Genomic DNA, 16083 nt, shown 5'->3' with positions numbered 1-16083 from the left:
AGATCGCTACGTGCGTTTTGAAGAATGGACGCTCGACCACGGCAAACGCGAACTGATTGAGAAAGACGGAGTGGTCGTCTCGTTGAGCGGGGCGGAATACGATTTGCTTTCCGCCTTTCTCGCTTGGCCTCAAGTCATACTCACGCGAGAAAAACTTCTGGACGCGACCCGAGGCAGTTCCTCGATGATTTCTGATCGCAGTATTGATATCCAAGTGAGCAGACTCCGCCGAAAACTCAGGGATGATCCCAAGTCGCCGAAGCTCATTAAGACAATGTGGGGTGACGGCTACATCTTCACGCCGGATATTCGGCGATGACCTGGAAACGCAGTCTCCGTGCCGAGACATCCGCTATTCTTGTTATTGCCATGCTGTTGTCGCACTTAGCGGGCTACTTGATCTACACGACAGATCGAAGGGACGCGATAGAGATCACAGAGGCCGTGGACATTGCCGAACGTGCTGCGGGTATCAGCCGATTATTGCGTGATCTTCCTCCGTCGTGGCGCGCGGAAGTCATCAAGCTATCCGACAGTCGAACGTTCAGGGTCTGGACAACCGCTGTCCCGATCTTCGAAGCGAATAATCCGACTGAAGATGAAATAAACGTGCGAACCTATCTTCGGACACAAGTCCCCAGAATTTCAGACCATGAAATGTATGTAGCTTTCATCAAGAAAGGTGGTCGCTCCATAAAAGTTCCGGATTTCGACCTTTCAAGTCGATCAGGCTCGCCCTCTTCTGCAATCGACAACCCGGAAGATGGTCCGGGAATTGCAATTACAATCCGACATCAGGATAACGAGTGGATAAACTTTTTGGGTGTAATCTCCACACCGAAATCATTTCTTCCAGAACTTGTTCTATCTAATCTGGTCTCTGCCGTATTCGGAATTGTCATCGTCGCTTTTTGGCTTGTTGGGCGCGTAACTAACCCACTAAAAAATCTTGCTGAAGCAGCAGAAGGCCTCGGCCAAGACCTTTACAGACCCGAGCTAGATAGTTCGGGCCCGAAGGAAGTCGCTGTTGCAGCTGATGCGGTGAACCGGATGCAGCGCCGGTTGGTGCGGCTAATTCAAGGCCGCACAGAGTTACTCGCAGCGATCTCACATGACTTGCGAACACCGTTAACACAGCTAAGGCTCCGCCTCGAACTGACAGAACCTTCAAAGCACCGAGATAAAGCGTTTGAAGCGATTGACGACATGGATTCAACGATAGGAACCTTTTTGGCCTTCGCAAGGGCTGAGCATGAAAGTGAAAATCGCTCTCTCGTCGATCTTGGAGCGCTTGTCGCGAGTATCTGTGACGACTTGGCTGATTGCGGTGCAGCCATCGAATGCGACTGCGAGAGTGGTGTCTTGCTGAACTGTAAGCCGCAATCTATCAAGCGCGCGATTTTGAACTTAATCGATAATGCACTGAAATATGGGGTAGAAGCACGCGTAACGGTCGCGAAAAAGGCAAAGATAATATCTGTTACAGTGAAAGACCGAGGTCCTGGCATTCCAGAAACTGAGATGGAAGCTATGTTCCGCCCGTTTCACCGCGGCAGCAACCAAATAAACTTGCAAAAAGGTGGAAGTGGTCTGGGATTATCGATTGCTCTTGCCATTATTGAAGACCATGGGGGTGATATAAATTTCAAAAATAGGGCAGGGGGCGGTCTTGTCGTCACAGTGAAATTAGTATCGGCTTGGTGACGCTATGTTATAGGCGTCGTGTGTGACAACCTCTGAACATCGTCCACTGTGGTTTATTCCTGAAAAGAGAGTTTTTTGATTTGGAGCTGGCTGCTAGGTTCCTGCCTCTGAGAGAGTGGAAGCGGATGAGGGCGAGAAAATTGTCGGATTCGGAGGAGGCGCTCATTTTGAAAGAGGGCGAACAGAGGCGTCGGTCGCGGAAATCCGTCGGAGGGCGAAGATTACGAACGCGTCTACCTGCACACTTTGAAGATAGTATCAGTGACGAAGGCGGCCATCCGAAAATGGTTGATCCTCTCCAGTCAACAGCGTGCTCACTCAGCCCTCGGCTGTTCTATCGGCAGAGAGATGATATCAATCAATCCACTCAGCAGGCGCGACGAATAGCTTAATTTACGTCAGATCCTGACCATTCGAGTGGAAGTAGCTTTGACGTTTCTTGAAAGCTGAACGCTACGCGACATCCAGCAACTCGGTTACATCGATTGCATTCGCTTCAACCTGAAAATCGCGGGTGAGCGTTTGATCGAGTTTGCTCTGAATGCGATTGCGCGTTCCGGACAGGCCGAGGCAGAGCTGTCCGTATCCTCCGAACACTTTCAGCGGGACCGCGATGCTTGCGCAGTCGGGATCTTCGTCGCCGATGCAGTGCGCGACGCCGGTGGCTCGCACCGTGGCAAGGTTAGCTTCGAACTCGGGAAGGGGGCGTTGTGGAGCTTCGGGCAACGCGACGCGGTTTTGCCGGACGACGTCGTCGCGCAGTCCTTTCGGAACGAATGCCAATATGGCTTTTGCGGCCGAACAGACCGTAACTGGACGCAACCCATGCGGGGGAACGACCATCGGGCCGCTCACGGTATTCGGCTTCTGCGTCAGGAAAATCTCGATCCGCGTGTCGACAAGTCGCCCTGCGAAGCAGACCTCTCCGGTCGCCTCTGCGATCCTCGATGCCGCTGGCGCCAGTTGTTGCTTCAGGGTCTCGTGCGGCAAGCCAGAGGACAGCAGTCGATAGAGCCTCGGTCCCAAACGGTAGCTGCGTCCAGCGAGTTCGAGAACTCCGAGAGTTTCGAGCTCGCCAAGGCGCCGATAAGCGGTTGCCTGAGGCAAGCCAGTATGGGTCGCGATCGCTCGGGCGGTCGCTCCCTCCGCCAGATGAGCAACGGCTTCGAGGAGTGTCAGGCTGCGATCGTCCATTTACAGAATCTCATTTTCCGAGGTAGCGTTCTCATATGGTGATTTTTTTCGCCCGTCGAGCATCATGTTTAGGGAGGGACATTATGTCACACGATGGACGTTTTCCGCGGTTCCGGTATGGGCCGGCCGAGCGCCGCATGGCCGAAGGCTTGGTCAAATTGGAAAACCGCATTCTCGCGGAGGAGAGCGCGGAGGAGTGCGAGTGCAAAGAGGGCATGTTCAACAGCTTGTCTCGGCGCCGCCTTCTTGCAGGCGGCCTTGCCGCGGGTGGTGCGGCTTTTGCCGCCGGACGCGCAGCGGCAGAGGCGCCTCCGGGCGCGATTGAATACGACGTTCAGCCCGATCCCACGAAAGAACAGGGGCGAACCATTCTCGACGATGGCGGGTATGGATCGCGGTCGCAGTTCGAGAACGAAGTGCGCTGGCGGTATCCGACGGCGAGCCTCGATTCCAGCTGGTCGATGACGCCACTGGCGTCAGGTCACGGGATCATCACGCCGTCCGGGCTGCATTTCGAGCGGCATCATGGCGGTATCCCCACAATCGATCCGGAAACTCATACGCTGATCCTGCATGGCATGGTCGATCAGCCGACGCGGTTCACGATGGACGATCTCAAGCGACTGCCCGCAGTCAGCCGTATGCACTTCATCGAATGTTCAGGCAATGGTCTGACGGAATGGGTCGAGCCGACGCTGAAAACCGTTCAGGGCACCCATGGTTTGACGTCGACTTCCGAGTGGACCGGAGTGCGCTTGTCGACCGTGCTCGAAATGGCTGGAGTTCAGGACAGCGCGGCCTGGATCCTTGCCGAAGGATCGGACGCGGCGGTGATGACACGCTCCGTGCCGATCGACAAGGCAATGGACGATGCCATTCTTGCCTATGCCCAGAACGGCGAGGCGTTGCGTCCGGAGCAGGGGTATCCGCTTCGGCTTCTGTTGCCTGGCTACGAGGGCAATACGAATATCAAGTGGCTGCGCAGGCTCGAAGTCAGTGACAAGCCCTTCATGACGCGGGAGGAGACATCCAAATATACCGACCTCATGCCTGACGGCACCGCGCGTCAGTTTACGCTGGAGATGGATGCCAAATCCGTCATCACGTTCCCCTCCGGGGCGATGAAGCTTCCTCGCGCCGGCTATTACGAGATCACCGGGCTTGCGTGGTCAGGACGTGGCGCGATCAAGCGCGTCGAGGTGTCGGTCGATGGGGGAAAGACTTGGCAGGAAGCGACCCTCGATGGTCCGGTTCTGCCCAAGTGTCATACGCGATTCCGGCTTCCCTGGACATGGACGGGAGACGAGGCGGTTCTGCAAAGCCGCGCCGTGGATGATACCGGCTACACGCAACCGACGCTTCAGGATCTGGTGAAAGTGCGCGGCACAAATTCGGTCTATCACCTGAATGCGATCCATAGCTGGCATGTCGCGCCAAGCGGGGAGGTGACCAATGTTCACGCGTAAAATTCTTCTTGTTTCGACGCTCATGGTCACGGCTTCCATGGCCCTGGCGCAAACGCAATCGACCGAGCGCACCTCGGCGGAATTGCCGAAAATATTGGATGGCAAAGGAGAGAGGGCCCCCGAGCCGGTCCCGACCTCGAGTGCCGAGGACGTCGCGAACATCGCGCCTGACCAATTCCAGTTCGGCGTAGGCCGACCCGCTACGGAAGAAGAGATCTCAGCCGTCAACATCGATGCGATGCCAGACGGGAGGGGGCTTCCCGAAGGAAGTGGCACCTACGCGCAAGGCGAGGAGATCTATGCGCAGACTTGCGCGGCCTGTCACGGAGAGGATCTCGGAGGGATCGCGGATGTCGGGGCGCCGCGGCTGATCGGTGGGCGCGGAACGCTGGCCGATGACAAGCCGGTCAAGACGGTGGAGAGCTATTGGCCCTACGCCTCGACGCTCTTCGACTACGTTCATCGCGCGATGCCGATGAACGCGCCCGGATCCTTGTCCGCGGACGAGGTCTACGCGGTCAGTGCTTACATCCTGGGGCGGGCCGGCATCACCCCGGATGACCCGGATGCATCGCTCGACGCGCAGAGCTTGGCTGCGGTGGAAATGCCCAACGCCAACGGGTTTGTTCCCGACCCGCGCGATGGCAGCATGGGGAAGTAGAAAGGGGCGTGACACGCAAGGGGCTGCGGTTCCTATAGTGCAGCTTCGTGAAGCAGTCGGCCTTCGGGCCGACTGCTATCGTTCCGTCTTGTTGAACGCACGGCGCATCGGCCCTTTGCTGGTCAAACCGATGAGACTTTGGAGGGTTTCTTCTTCCAGGGAGAGGGCGTGTTGTGAGCTACTCCCCGTCTCTTGGACAGGATCTGACGTAAATTATGCTACTCTTTGCACCTGCGGATCGGGGTTGGTTGATATCATTTCTCTGCCAATAAACCAGCTCCGGCGGCTTGCTGATTTTCGCCTATTCTGGTGACGCTTCGAGGCTTCGGCGAAACGTGTGTCCTTCGCTTGACGGCTGAAACGCACCCAAAACACATCATCGCATCCAAACAGAACAAATTCCGCGCCTTTCCGCACCGCCCCGGAATCCGGGCCCCATCTCGCGAGGGCCCGATCCGGGGCGTAACGGAAAGGCAAAGCGATGAGCGAACATTCCCACGAAGATTTCCCCGAAACTCAACATGCGTCGCTCGCCGATGTGCTCGCTTGGGCGAAGGAATCCAATCAGTCCTACGATGCGATCCGCGAGTTGGAGAAGGTGCCAGCGCGCTTGGCGATGATTGATGACGACATCGGTATGATCCCCGCCGATCTCGGCTATTTCGACCGACACATTGCGCCGAGCTCGTATGGACCTGTCGCGCGCCGGGCAAAAGACCTCGCAAAAAGTCGGTCGACGGGAAATTCGCGGGTGCGCGCACTCCTGCGTCGGTTTCACGAGGCTCAGGCCGGCGCCGGTCCCGAGCGGGCGGGTCGGTCGGACTGGGACCGGCTGATCGAGCTTGTCCAAGCGCATGAAGGATTTGCCGAGGAAGGTGCGCGGTTCGCGCACGGGAGGCACCGGTCGCTCTTCGTGCTACGCGCGAGGGCGAACTGTGCTCCGCAAGATCTCGATCAGTCGGAGATCGAGCGCATCAGCGGCGAGATTTCGGCGAGCACAAGAAAGTCCCTTCGTAAGGCCTTGAGGCTGCTTGCGGAGCTTCGTGTCGAGATGTTGGACGACCCTGACCTTCGCGATCTGCTGCCTGCGGATGCGCTAAGGAACCCAAGGCCTTCCGGACGTGCAACGAGAATTGTCTGGGACAGCCTTCCGCTGGCGTTTCGGAACTCTGTCGCCAGCGCGATACTCACCTGTCTGGCGCAGCCCGAAGACCTCGTTGCCGACGCGAGAGACCGCATGGCCGCAGGCGAAGACGCGGTGAAAGTGCTCGCGGAACTCGAGGAGGCAACCGGCCAGTCTGGCCGCAGGCTTCCGACCAACCTGTCGGCAGCCGAGAGCGGATACCAGAGCGCGATCGCTTGGCTGGTCCGCGCGGCGGAAGAAGAGGGGCTCTCCCGAGACGACCTGACGGACCTCGCTTCGCTGATGACGTATCCCTTTCTCGATGCCGCCTGTCGGCAGCAGATTGCAAGATCGGAGGCGAGCGACGCGTTGCGCGATCCGAAGTCCTCGCAGACGCTCAAAGCTCGGCTTACATCCCTTCGAACGCTGGCGGCGCACGGGCTGCGTGATCCTTCGATCCTCGCGACGGTCGACGTGGTGCGGAAGCTGCATGCGGAACACGTCGTCGAGCCAGGCAAACAAAAGGATCCGGAGGCCGAACGTGTCTGCAAGATCCTCCAACGCTCGCCGGAGGCCGCTGCGCGGTTTGTGAACGCGCCGAGCCTGATCGCCGAGCATGCCGAAACGGAAATTTCGGCGGCACGCGCGAGTGGGTCCAAGGCGCGCGAAATCTCCGCGCTTCGCCGCTATGAGGCGGCCGTGCTCGCGGCCATTCAGCTCTCGCGACCGGTGCGGCCAGAAAACCTCATTCGCCTGCGCTATCGCGGCAGCGAAGGCGCGTCGGGGCACCTGACCTGGGTCAAGAAAAAGTCCCACGCAGAACTCCGCTTTCCCGTCGGCGAGGTCAAAAATGATCGGACCGTGACCGTGCACGTCATGGGCGCGGATGCCGCGATCCTGTGGCGTTGGATGACGGAGTATCGCGCCCGTTTCCTGGAACTGCGAGGCATTCCCGATACGCCTTACGTCATTCCGGGAACAGCCAAACCGCGGCTCGTCCGCAAGGGACTGACCCTTCCGGACGGGTGTCTCGCTCCAAGTTCGTTTGCAGACCTCTGGCGGATGGGCACCGCGGTCGTCGGACTCGATCTCAATCCGCACCAAGCCCGACATGCAGTCGCGACGTTGGTGCTGGCTATTTACCCAGGCAATTTCGCCCTCGTGGCCGCGATCCTGGGCGACACCGAAGAAACTGTGCGCAAGCACTACGGTCGCGACAGCGGCGAACAGGCGGCAGTCCAAATGCGCAACGTGCTGCTTGCGAAACACCCGGCGATTTTCCGGCAACTGAAGAAGAGGATTGCTCAATGACCCGACTAACCCTCGAAGAGCATCTCGCGTCCGCGCCGCCGTCGGTGCGCCGCGCAATGCACGCGGATCGGCAAAACCTGTTACGCGGCGCGGCCGCCGTGACGGGGCGGTTCTTCGCGGAGATGAAAGCGAGGCAGGAGCCAGAGGACTATCCGTCTGCGAAGACGTTCCGGCGAGCGGCGCGCTCGGAAGCGAGTTTGCGGACACTTCTGGTAACGCTCGAACGCTATGCGCCGCGGCTCTCCACTGCGGCCGCGCGAGAGGTCCGGGCTGAACGCTATGCCCAACGGTCCCGCAAGGGCAGGGGGGATGTGTCGCAATCCGCTGCTCCCTTGCTTCCCGACATCGGCCGATGGCCTCCGCTCTGGCAATCCATGATGCCGGGGCTTTTGACGTCCAAACTCAGCGAGAGCTCGAGGCGACGCTATTGCGCGTCGCTGAGCCGTCTCGCGCGGATCCAGCAGGCGCTGGAGATCTCACCGGATCCCAGTTTCTACCTTGCCTTCAGCCTGGCGGAAGCGCTCGAGGCGGATGGCGTGCGGCAGCGATCCATCGCCGGTTATCTCGACGCTCTGATCGCGCTCGCGAAGCACGGTGGGGCTCCGGCGACAGGGCTGAACGGGCTACGTCGCATGCGCGACCTGTGCAAGCAGCGCGCCAAGATGCAGGGGAAGCGTAAAACGGACCGCATTCGAGACCTCATGGAACGAGGCGGGTTCGAAGAGATCATCCGCACCGTCGCGGAGCTCTCGGACCAGGCCGCCAAGTCACAGCGACATTCGTCGCGCCATGAGGCCTCGCTCAGAGCTGCTGTCCTAATCGGGCTTCACGTCAACAAGCCCGGCCGCACCGGGGACGTTGCCTCCTGGCAGATCGGCCGCGAGCTGACACGGGCGCCGGACGGGGTTTGGGAGTTGAGCTGGGAGCAGCAGAAAACGGATATCGGAACCGGAGCTGGAGCGCTCTGGCCCGAAATCTGCGAGCTTCTGGATGCGTGGATCCTCGGCGGACGGCCCGATCGGTTTGTGAATCTGCGCTATCGCGAATTGCTGGACCAGAATTGGTTGACCCTTTCGACGACGGTGCCCCCGAGCAAATATCCCAGCGAGATCATCAAGCGCCATATCGGCGTGCCATCGCATGATCTGCGCACGCTCGCGGCAGATTATTTACGTCACCATGACCCCGCGAGCGCGGGCAATGTCATCGCGGCGCATCTCGGTCACCGGTCGCGTCAGGCCGGCGAGGAATACCGGGCACTCGCAGAGAGTGATGCCGCGGCACGCGCCTGGCTCGACATTCGAGAGCAGATTCGGTCTGGCGCGCCCTGATGGTCAGCGAGCCTTCCTTATGAAGCTCGCCGACCACCAGGTCACACCCTCAACTCATCCTGCAGCGGGAGAAAGGAGAACGATCACGCTGATCTTGAAGCCCGGCGAACATCGCCGAGGCATGGCAGGGAGTTCTGTCATGAAACATTTTACGCTTATCCATCCTCAACTGATCGCAATGTCGTCGTTCCTGACCGAGCACGCGGAGCCGCTGCTCAATGCGGCTGGTCTGCTTGGTGGCGCACGGGCCATCAGCCACGTCGCAGAATTGATCCGGGACCTTCCCGAACAGAAAACGCTCTCCCGGCGCCTGGCCCGCAAGCTCCAGGGGCTGCGCGACTTGCTGACCCTCGAGCATGTCGATGACTTCGAGACCGCCGAAGCGGAACATTTTGCCTTGATCGATCCCGAGGACCCGATCGTTCCCGAGATTTGCTGGCTGACTGACCAGTTCAGCGACTATCTCGACGCTCTTCGCGACGCGGACCCCGTCGTGTTTCAAGCGCTGCCGGCTCTGGCTGCTTGACTGCTAACCCCGTGCCGCTGCCTGTGCGCAGATGGCGGCGCGGTCTTGAGGAGCGGAGGTGATCTCCGCTCATACGCAAGTGGAGGTCCAAACCATGCGTATGTTTGAAAAATCGATGGATACCCAGGAAGTCGCGGTGGCCGCGATTGGCGCGGCGCGGGATTTGGCCGACGCCATGAAGGCTGCTCCGTTCGAGAAACTCTCGCGGCATTAACTGATCCCGAAGTTCGAGGCGGGCGAAATCCTTCTCGAACCGAATTCGGGAGAACTCGATGCGCTCGTGGAACTGGTGCTCGAGATGCTCGAGGAACTTGCGCCGGGCTATCGCGAGATCGCGCTCGCCTACGACACCGACGGCTATCAGTTCTCCGACAGGTTGGCTGAAGCGACGCGCAGGGTCTGGGCGCGGCTCGATGCGTTCCGCGCACTGCGTCAGCGCCTGCTCGACTACATGGACGCCGAGCGGCTGCTGTTTCGCCTGAATTTGATGGCCATCGAGCGCCAGCGTCTCTGAGCGCTCACAGGCGAGCCGGGGTTTCCGGCTCGCCCATCACGGCGTCTGCGATCGTCCCGGCGCCTCTCCGGGGCCAAGAGCCGCGGAGACTTCCGACCAACGAAAAACGGGCACGGGGCCAATCCTGTGAACAGGAATTTTTCCAAGTCGAACATAGCGTTGGACCGTGCGGGAGCTGACTCCGAGGCGTGCGGCGAGTTGGGTTTGCGACAGTAGGTCTTCGGGATTTTGATACATGGTTTTCTCCTTTGAAAGGGAGATGGGCCCAGGCGCTAGAGAACAAAAAATTTCCGCCAGACGGGCCGACAGACGACAAGGGGGCCCGTAGGGCCTTCTCGTCGTCAGTCGGCCCGTCCGCCAGTCCTCGCAAAAAAAATCGCAAAATGAGCTCAAAAAATTTTTGGGTTTCGAAAGCTCTGCCCAGCTTCCGACAGGTAGCCAGGGAGCAATCCCGCCCCCGGCACAAAACCAAGGGAACTGAAATGCAGAACCAATCCAACTACGCCATGAAAATCCACTCGCTCGCGAATTTCGACGTCAACGACATGCCGGAATACGTCGTCGAGGATCTCCTCCTCGCCGGCGAGGTGTCTCTCCTCGTGGGCCCCAGCAACAGCGGTAAGTCGGCTTTTGCGATCCGCCTGTCTCATCACATCGTGACGAGCACTCAGATCCTCGGCCGGGACGTCCGGCGCGGGATGGTCCTTTACATCGCTGCGGAGGGTCCGCGTTCCGTGAACAGCCGTGCCACGGCGGTTTTCCGCGATGACGAGGGCAAAGAGCACTTTCACGTCGTCGAAATGATGCCGAAACTCGGCGACGTCATCTGCGTCGAAAAAATCATCTCCGCCGCGAAAAGCCTCATGAAACGGCACGGGCTCTCCTTCTCGCTGGTCGTGTTCGACACCCTGATCCTCTCGATCGGGGATGCCGACGAGAACTCGAATGTCGAGATGTCCAATGCGATCCGGTCGGCGCGTCAGATCGCGGAGGCGCTGAACGCTCATGTCATGTTGATCCATCACACGGGCAAGGACATTGAGCGGGGGGCGCGGGGGGCGTCGTCGCTGAGGGCGAATGTCGACACGGAGCTCCTGTGCAAGCCGTGCGGTCATGGGGCTGGGCGGATCACCCAGGAGAAGCAGCGCAATCTCGAGCGGGGAGGTGGGCTCGGGTATCGGCTCGCGGCGCGCGAGATCGGGCACGACCGGAAGCAGGCCCCGATCACCGCGGTCGTCGCGGCATTCGAGCCGCTGGAGGAGTGTTTTGCCTCTGCCGCGAACGTGAACAACAAGCCGTCGAACAGTGACAGGCTCACGGCGGCGATCAAGGCTGTTCTGCACGAGCGCGGCGACGACATGGTCGGCTTCACCACCTCCGATCTCGCAAGCCTTCTTCCGCAAGATCTCTTCGCCGAAGGCGCGAAGCTCGAAAGCAACAAGCGCGCCGTTGCGCGTGCCCTCGAAGAACTCGAGCGCGAGAACCTCGTGCGCCGCGAGCAGGACGGGCGGATCAACCGTTGGAAGCTCGTGGAGCAGAAACCCACCCGCGTCGCCTGATCGGCGCGGTTTATCAAAATCAAAGACAAACTCATGAATGACAAACTGGAGGCAGATATGGCCAAGAATCCCGGCGGGCGTCCGCCAAATTACCTCGACGCGCAACTTCGCGATGCCCTCGAGGCCCTTCTTGCCGCTGGCATTGCGGAAGAAGACCTCACCGCGTCGCGCGTCACCAAGGAGCTCAAGAAAAATGGCATCGAGGGCGAGCCTAACGCTGCAAGCCTGCGCGGCAAAATCGCCTTGATGCTTCAGCAGATCAAAACAGAGCGCGAGGATGCCTACCTCTCGCATGTAGAGGAGTCTGACGACAAGCAGATCGATCAAGTGGTGGGCGCGATCCGGCGTGAACTGAGGATCAACGTCGGTCGATCCCGCGAGCGGCACAAAAAGCGCACGCAGGAAGAAATCCAGGAAAATCGCGACCGGGTCGAGAGCTTGGAAGCGAGGATCAGTGCGCTCGAGGATGAGGTTGCGGCCAAGGACGAAAGGATCTCTGCTTACGAGGAGAAGGACCGCGTGTGGGACGCCGATCGCACGGCTATGGAAGAAGACCTGCGCAAACTCGAGATGGAATGCCATTCGCTCCGCGAGCAGCGTGATTTGCTTGAGCGGATGGGGATCACCGGAAAATCCACTGCGGACAGCCGTCGCGCAAGGACTCAGTAACCCCTCGACAATCCAGGCGCTTTCGCAATCACCGTCTGGGCGTCCCCCGCCGCCCAGATAAATGTGCCGCCGAAATTTCCGAGAAAATTTCAGGAATTAGTCTTTGGAATTTTGCTCGAAGGCTTCGGCGGCAAGTGCTTGAACTTAGATCGTCGGATCCCCAAACGTGAAGATATCCTCGTTTACCGGTATCAGACCGGCGGTTCTCGCAGTTCGGGAAGGCGGTCACCCTCGACAACGCCGTTCGATAGGGCAGCAAGACGAGAGAGCGAGATAGGGCGCTGACCGTTCTTCTGCATTTTGCCCGCAGCTTCCCACGCGATTGTCCCCGGGCCATTGAAGACCACACGGATCGGCCCACCCATCGGGCGGTGCAAAACGATCAGATGATCGGGCTCATGTCGAATTGCGACGCCGCGGCCTTGGGTAAGCTTGATCTCTACATTCCGGCCGTCCGGCGCTTTGGCGTCATGGCCCATCGTGGAGGCCGGGTTCAGGTCGAGGCCGAAGATGTAGGCCGCGGCGACTTCGCCTATGCTTCCGACGAGATGGCCGTCGAGCGTGAATTTTCGTCCCGGGAAGAGGCGCTCCAACGCGTCCGATGCGGTGTAGAGGTCATCAAGATGCCGCGCGACCTCTGCCCAGTCCACATCCTTCCTCACTGCGCGGCCTCCAGCGTCTGGGTGGCTGGCTCCAGCGCCTCGTGCAGGAGGGCTTCGAGGAGGCGGGTGCGGGTGGTGTCGGTCGTGGTCAGGGCGGCCTCAAGCCGGTCGCAGAGGGCCATGAGGGCGTTGACCTTCGCCACGATGCGGTGTTGTTCGGCGAGCGGGGGCACGAAAATCACAGCGGCTTCTACTTGCTTGGAAGAAATATGCGGCACCCCATTGCTCCGACCTGGGTCGATCTGGTCGTTAAAGTGCGGTGAGTTGATCCAGATGAATAGGTAGTCGTCCGAAAGGCCATCCTTGACCGAAACGAACCTGCCAACGCGCTGAAGTAGCAATGACGGCAAATCTGACGCCTTGACCCGCGCAACTTTTGTGCCCGTGACGATGAATGGACGATCAAGCGTTAGAACAATGTCGTGTTCATTCAGAGCAAACCGCTGATATTCCTTCGCCATGTTGTCGGGTAAGTGAACAGTATCCGTCCATCGGACATCCCCATGCCCTACGTTGGCATTCCTCAACAATCGAATACCGCTCTTGGAAAACCAACCGCTCTTGAACGCATAGCCATTCTGCAGCTTTCGATAAGTTCCAACGTTCTCGAAGGAGCCGCTTTCGCATTGCATCAGTTTACCGCGGACGGCGAGGTTGAGGATGGTTTGGCGGAGGGTCTTGATCTGGTCGGGGCGCGTGGTGAGGGCGGGGAGTGTCTCGAGGGCGAAGGCGGCGTGGGTGGGGAAGTCCTCTGCCGTGGTATCGGAGGCGGTCAGGCGGGCGAGGCTGGCGGCGGTGAGCTTGTCGCGCAGCTCCTCCCGCGTCTTGCGGGCCTCCTCCAGCCGATCACAGAGCGCCATGAGTTCATCGACCTTCGCTACGATCCGGCGCTGCTCGGTGAGGGGCGGAACCCATAGCTCAATGCTATTCAGGTCTTTTCGGGAAATGACGCCTTGTGCCGACCCTCTTGCACCTTCCCGCAGCCTCAATGTGAATGGCATGAGCGACCGATAGAGATACTCGGCGTTGAGGGCGGGAAGGGGGCGGATCGCCGCTACGCTTCTTCCGATTGCACAGTCGATACCGAGATTGAGCTTGCCAACGGTCGCACCAACGACGCAGATCAGCACGTCGCCGTCCTTGGCGAACTTGAGAGGCTTTGTTGTCCAAGCTTCTTGTCTGGGGAATTTGTCGCCAAATTCTCCAACCTTCACGAAAAGTGTGCCTTGGCCGTCAGTGTTGCAGGTATGCCCCGGAGGGGCTTGCCCCATGACGAAGTCTGCGACTTTACCAAGGAGGTTCGTCTCGACTTGACCTCGAGGATAGTCCGTCAGCTTTCCCCGCACCGCCAGATCCAGAACGAACCGCCGCAATCGCGCGACGGCGTCAGGGGCATCGCTGATCTGCTCGTAGACCTCCAGAAACCGTTCCGCGTTCATCGCGCCAACGCCTCAGTCAGAATGTCTTTCAGCTCAGCCCGGAGGCTGTCGACCGAGGCCTCGGCCTTGGTCAGGTCGCCCAAAAGGGTCTCGGGGTCGCCCCAGTCCTCTTCCTCCACATGCGGGTTCTTGATGTCGAGGTTGAAGCCACGATCGCGGATCTCGTCGATCGACACCTTCCAGGCGCGGTCGCTTTCCTCGCGGCCCTCACGCTCGGCGCCGCCCCACCATGCGGCGCAGTCGTCCAGATGCTCCAGCCGGATCGGCTTGGTCATGGAATAAGCCTTCTGGGTCTCGGGCACGCGATGTTCCCAATACCAGACCTCCTGCGTCGGCATGCCTTTCTCGAAGAACAGCAGGTTGGTGCCGATCGAAGCATAGGGTTTGAAGACCGAGTTCGGCAGGCGCACGATGGTGTGCAGGTTGCACTCGGTCAGCAGATGCTCCTTGAGGCGCGTCTTGACGCCTTCGCCAAAGAGCGAGCCGTCGGGCAGCACCACGGCCGCGCGGCCCTTGTCCTTGAGTAGGCGAATGATGAGGGCGAGGAAGAGATCTGCCGTCTCACGCGTCTTGAAGGCGGGGAAGTTGTTCTCGATCCCGTCCTCTTCCTTGCCGCCGAAGGGCGGGTTGGTGAGGATGATGTCGACGCGTTCGTCCTTGCTCCAGCTGATGAGCGGGCGGGCGAGGGTATTGTCGTGTTTGACCCAGGACGGCTCCTCGACATTGTGCAGGAGCATGTTGGTCGTGCAGAGCATGTGGGGCAGGGGCTTCTTCTCGACCGCGCGCAGTGAGGCCTGCATGGTGGCCTCGTCTTCGGGGCGTTTGACGTAGCGCTCGCGCATATGGCGCATCGCGCAGGTCAGGAAGCCGCCGGTGCCGCAAGCCGGATCCATCAGGATCTCGCCGGGATGCGGGTCGATCTGTTGGACCATGAAGGCTGTAACGGCCCGGGGGGTGTAGTATTCACCCGCATTGCCGGCGTTCTGCAGGTCGTTCAGGAGCTGTTCGTAGATGTCGCCGAAATGCTGCCGCTCGGTGAGAGAGTTGAAATCGACCTCGTTGATCTTGTTGATCACTTGGCGCATCAGGTGGCCGGATTTCATGTAGTTGTAGGCGTCCTCGAAAACTGACCGGATCACCTTGGCGCGCGGCGTGGTCGCGGGGAGCTCCTTGAGCGCCGGGAAGAGTTCGCCGTTGACGAAGTCGAGGAGTGCATCGCCGGTGATGCCCTCAGGATCCGCAGCCCAGGAGCGCCACTGGAACCGTTCCGGGATCGGCGAGGCGTAGTCGTCGCGAGTGAATTCCAACGCCTCGTCCTGGTCGTCGATGATCTTGAGGAAGAACATCCAGACCAGCTGCGAGAGGCGCTGCGCATCGCCATCTACGCCCACGTCCTTGCGCATTATGTCCTGAATGGATTTTACGACGTTTCTCGTGGACATGAAGTCAGTAACCTTGCAGCTTGGCGAAAATCGCGGCCTCGATATCGCACACACGGAGTTGCGGATAGTCGCCTGCTACCGCCGCCAGCATCTCTTCGCAATCGCGAAGGAAGGCGTCGTAACCGTCCTTCGTCTCCGCGTAGCCCAAGGCGTTGCGGATTATGCTGTCGAGAATGACGGCTGCGTTTGGCCTCAGGAAACGAACGATCTTTGACGCGAAGGACTGACCGATCCGGCTTAACTTCCGGATCTCTTCGACGCCCTCGGCTACATTGCCGCTGTCGGCAAGCTTGACGGACTGACGCAGCACTCGAGATACGGAATCCGGGCTGTTCTGCGTTCTGAAACGATCGACAAACCGATGGCCTTTACCCCAGCGAATGACGTCGTAGGCGAACTGCACGGTGAGCTACCCCCTGAAATTCGGACACTGACATAAGCTACGATTTGCAGTCTGCTGATCTTCGACGAGAAGGAGATCA

15 protein-coding genes are annotated in these 16083 nt (G+C 59.6%); 10 read left to right on the top strand and 5 right to left on the bottom strand.

Features of this window, described 5'->3' with window-relative positions; genetic code table 11:
• Positions 1 to 10 precede the first annotated feature (10 nt).
• Positions 11 to 319 carry a winged helix-turn-helix domain-containing protein gene (locus BMI89_RS21190; protein WP_246832082.1) on the top strand — a complete coding sequence of 103 codons (309 nt, stop codon included), beginning with the start codon at positions 11 to 13 and terminating at the stop codon, positions 317 to 319.
• Complete coding sequence (locus tag BMI89_RS19730; RefSeq protein WP_078572478.1) at positions 316 to 1704, top strand: ATP-binding protein; 1389 nt, start codon at positions 316 to 318, stop codon at positions 1702 to 1704. The genes BMI89_RS21190 and BMI89_RS19730 overlap by 4 nt, the downstream gene beginning before the upstream one ends.
• Positions 1705 to 2157: 453 nt before the next feature.
• Here BMI89_RS19730 and BMI89_RS19725 read toward each other — a convergent pair whose 3' ends face one another.
• Positions 2158 to 2898, bottom strand: a complete 741-nt coding sequence (locus BMI89_RS19725) for a helix-turn-helix domain-containing protein (RefSeq protein ID WP_078572477.1) — start codon at positions 2896 to 2898, stop codon at positions 2158 to 2160.
• An 83-nt stretch (positions 2899 to 2981) separates the two neighbouring features.
• Between BMI89_RS19725 and soxC the strand changes: the two genes are divergently transcribed.
• The 8 genes from soxC (at position 2982) to BMI89_RS19685 (ending at position 12058) form a co-directional block, all read left to right on the top strand.
• Positions 2982 to 4364: a sulfite dehydrogenase gene (gene soxC, locus BMI89_RS19720; RefSeq protein WP_143593974.1), complete on the top strand. Its 1383-nt coding sequence runs from the start codon at positions 2982 to 2984 to the stop codon at positions 4362 to 4364.
• Complete coding sequence (locus BMI89_RS19715) at positions 4351 to 5025, top strand: cytochrome c (RefSeq protein ID WP_210402183.1); 675 nt, start codon at positions 4351 to 4353, stop codon at positions 5023 to 5025. The genes soxC and BMI89_RS19715 overlap by 14 nt, the downstream gene beginning before the upstream one ends.
• 481 nt (positions 5026 to 5506) lie before the next feature.
• On the top strand, positions 5507 to 7459 hold the full coding sequence (locus BMI89_RS19710; RefSeq protein ID WP_078572476.1) for a hypothetical protein: 1953 nt from the start codon (positions 5507 to 5509) through the stop codon (positions 7457 to 7459).
• The gene (locus BMI89_RS19705; RefSeq protein WP_078572475.1) at positions 7456 to 8790 is read left to right on the top strand and encodes a hypothetical protein; all 1335 of its coding nucleotides are present in this window, start codon (positions 7456 to 7458) and stop codon (positions 8788 to 8790) included. The genes BMI89_RS19710 and BMI89_RS19705 overlap by 4 nt, the downstream gene beginning before the upstream one ends.
• 19 nt (positions 8791 to 8809) lie before the next feature.
• On the top strand, positions 8810 to 9316 hold the full coding sequence (locus BMI89_RS19700; RefSeq protein ID WP_143593973.1) for a hypothetical protein: 507 nt from the start codon (positions 8810 to 8812) through the stop codon (positions 9314 to 9316).
• A 280-nt stretch (positions 9317 to 9596) separates the two neighbouring features.
• Entirely contained in the window at positions 9597 to 9830 is a 234-nt protein-coding gene (locus BMI89_RS19695) for a hypothetical protein (protein ID WP_078572473.1), read from the top strand.
• A 383-nt stretch (positions 9831 to 10213) separates the two neighbouring features.
• Positions 10214 to 11389 (top strand): AAA family ATPase, encoded by a 1176-nt coding sequence (locus BMI89_RS19690; RefSeq protein ID WP_078572472.1) that lies wholly within the window; start codon positions 10214 to 10216, stop codon positions 11387 to 11389.
• A gap of 33 nt (positions 11390 to 11422) precedes the next feature.
• A complete protein-coding gene (locus BMI89_RS19685) occupies positions 11423 to 12058 on the top strand; it encodes a hypothetical protein (protein WP_078572471.1) in 636 nt (211 codons plus the stop codon).
• Between the two features lie 191 nt (positions 12059 to 12249).
• Here BMI89_RS19685 and BMI89_RS19680 read toward each other — a convergent pair whose 3' ends face one another.
• The 4 genes from BMI89_RS19680 to BMI89_RS19665 are packed head-to-tail and all read right to left on the bottom strand — an operon-like array spanning position 12250 to position 16004.
• A complete protein-coding gene (locus BMI89_RS19680; protein WP_210402182.1) occupies positions 12250 to 12720 on the bottom strand; it encodes a hypothetical protein in 471 nt (156 codons plus the stop codon).
• On the bottom strand, positions 12717 to 14159 hold the full coding sequence (locus BMI89_RS21245) for a restriction endonuclease subunit S (RefSeq protein ID WP_078572469.1): 1443 nt from the start codon (positions 14157 to 14159) through the stop codon (positions 12717 to 12719). The genes BMI89_RS19680 and BMI89_RS21245 overlap by 4 nt, the downstream gene beginning before the upstream one ends.
• Complete coding sequence (locus tag BMI89_RS19670) at positions 14156 to 15601, bottom strand: class I SAM-dependent DNA methyltransferase (protein WP_078572468.1); 1446 nt, start codon at positions 15599 to 15601, stop codon at positions 14156 to 14158. Before BMI89_RS19670 ends, BMI89_RS21245 begins: the two co-directional genes overlap by 4 nt.
• Before the next feature lie 4 nt (positions 15602 to 15605).
• Positions 15606 to 16004, bottom strand: a complete 399-nt coding sequence (locus BMI89_RS19665) for a hypothetical protein (protein WP_143593970.1) — start codon at positions 16002 to 16004, stop codon at positions 15606 to 15608.
• Positions 16005 to 16083: the final 79 nt, after the last annotated feature.

This window comes from Thioclava sp. F36-7, assembly GCF_002020075.1.
Taxonomy (GTDB): domain Bacteria; phylum Pseudomonadota; class Alphaproteobacteria; order Rhodobacterales; family Rhodobacteraceae; genus Thioclava; species Thioclava sediminum.
This window is presented reverse-complemented; position numbering and strand designations above follow the sequence as displayed.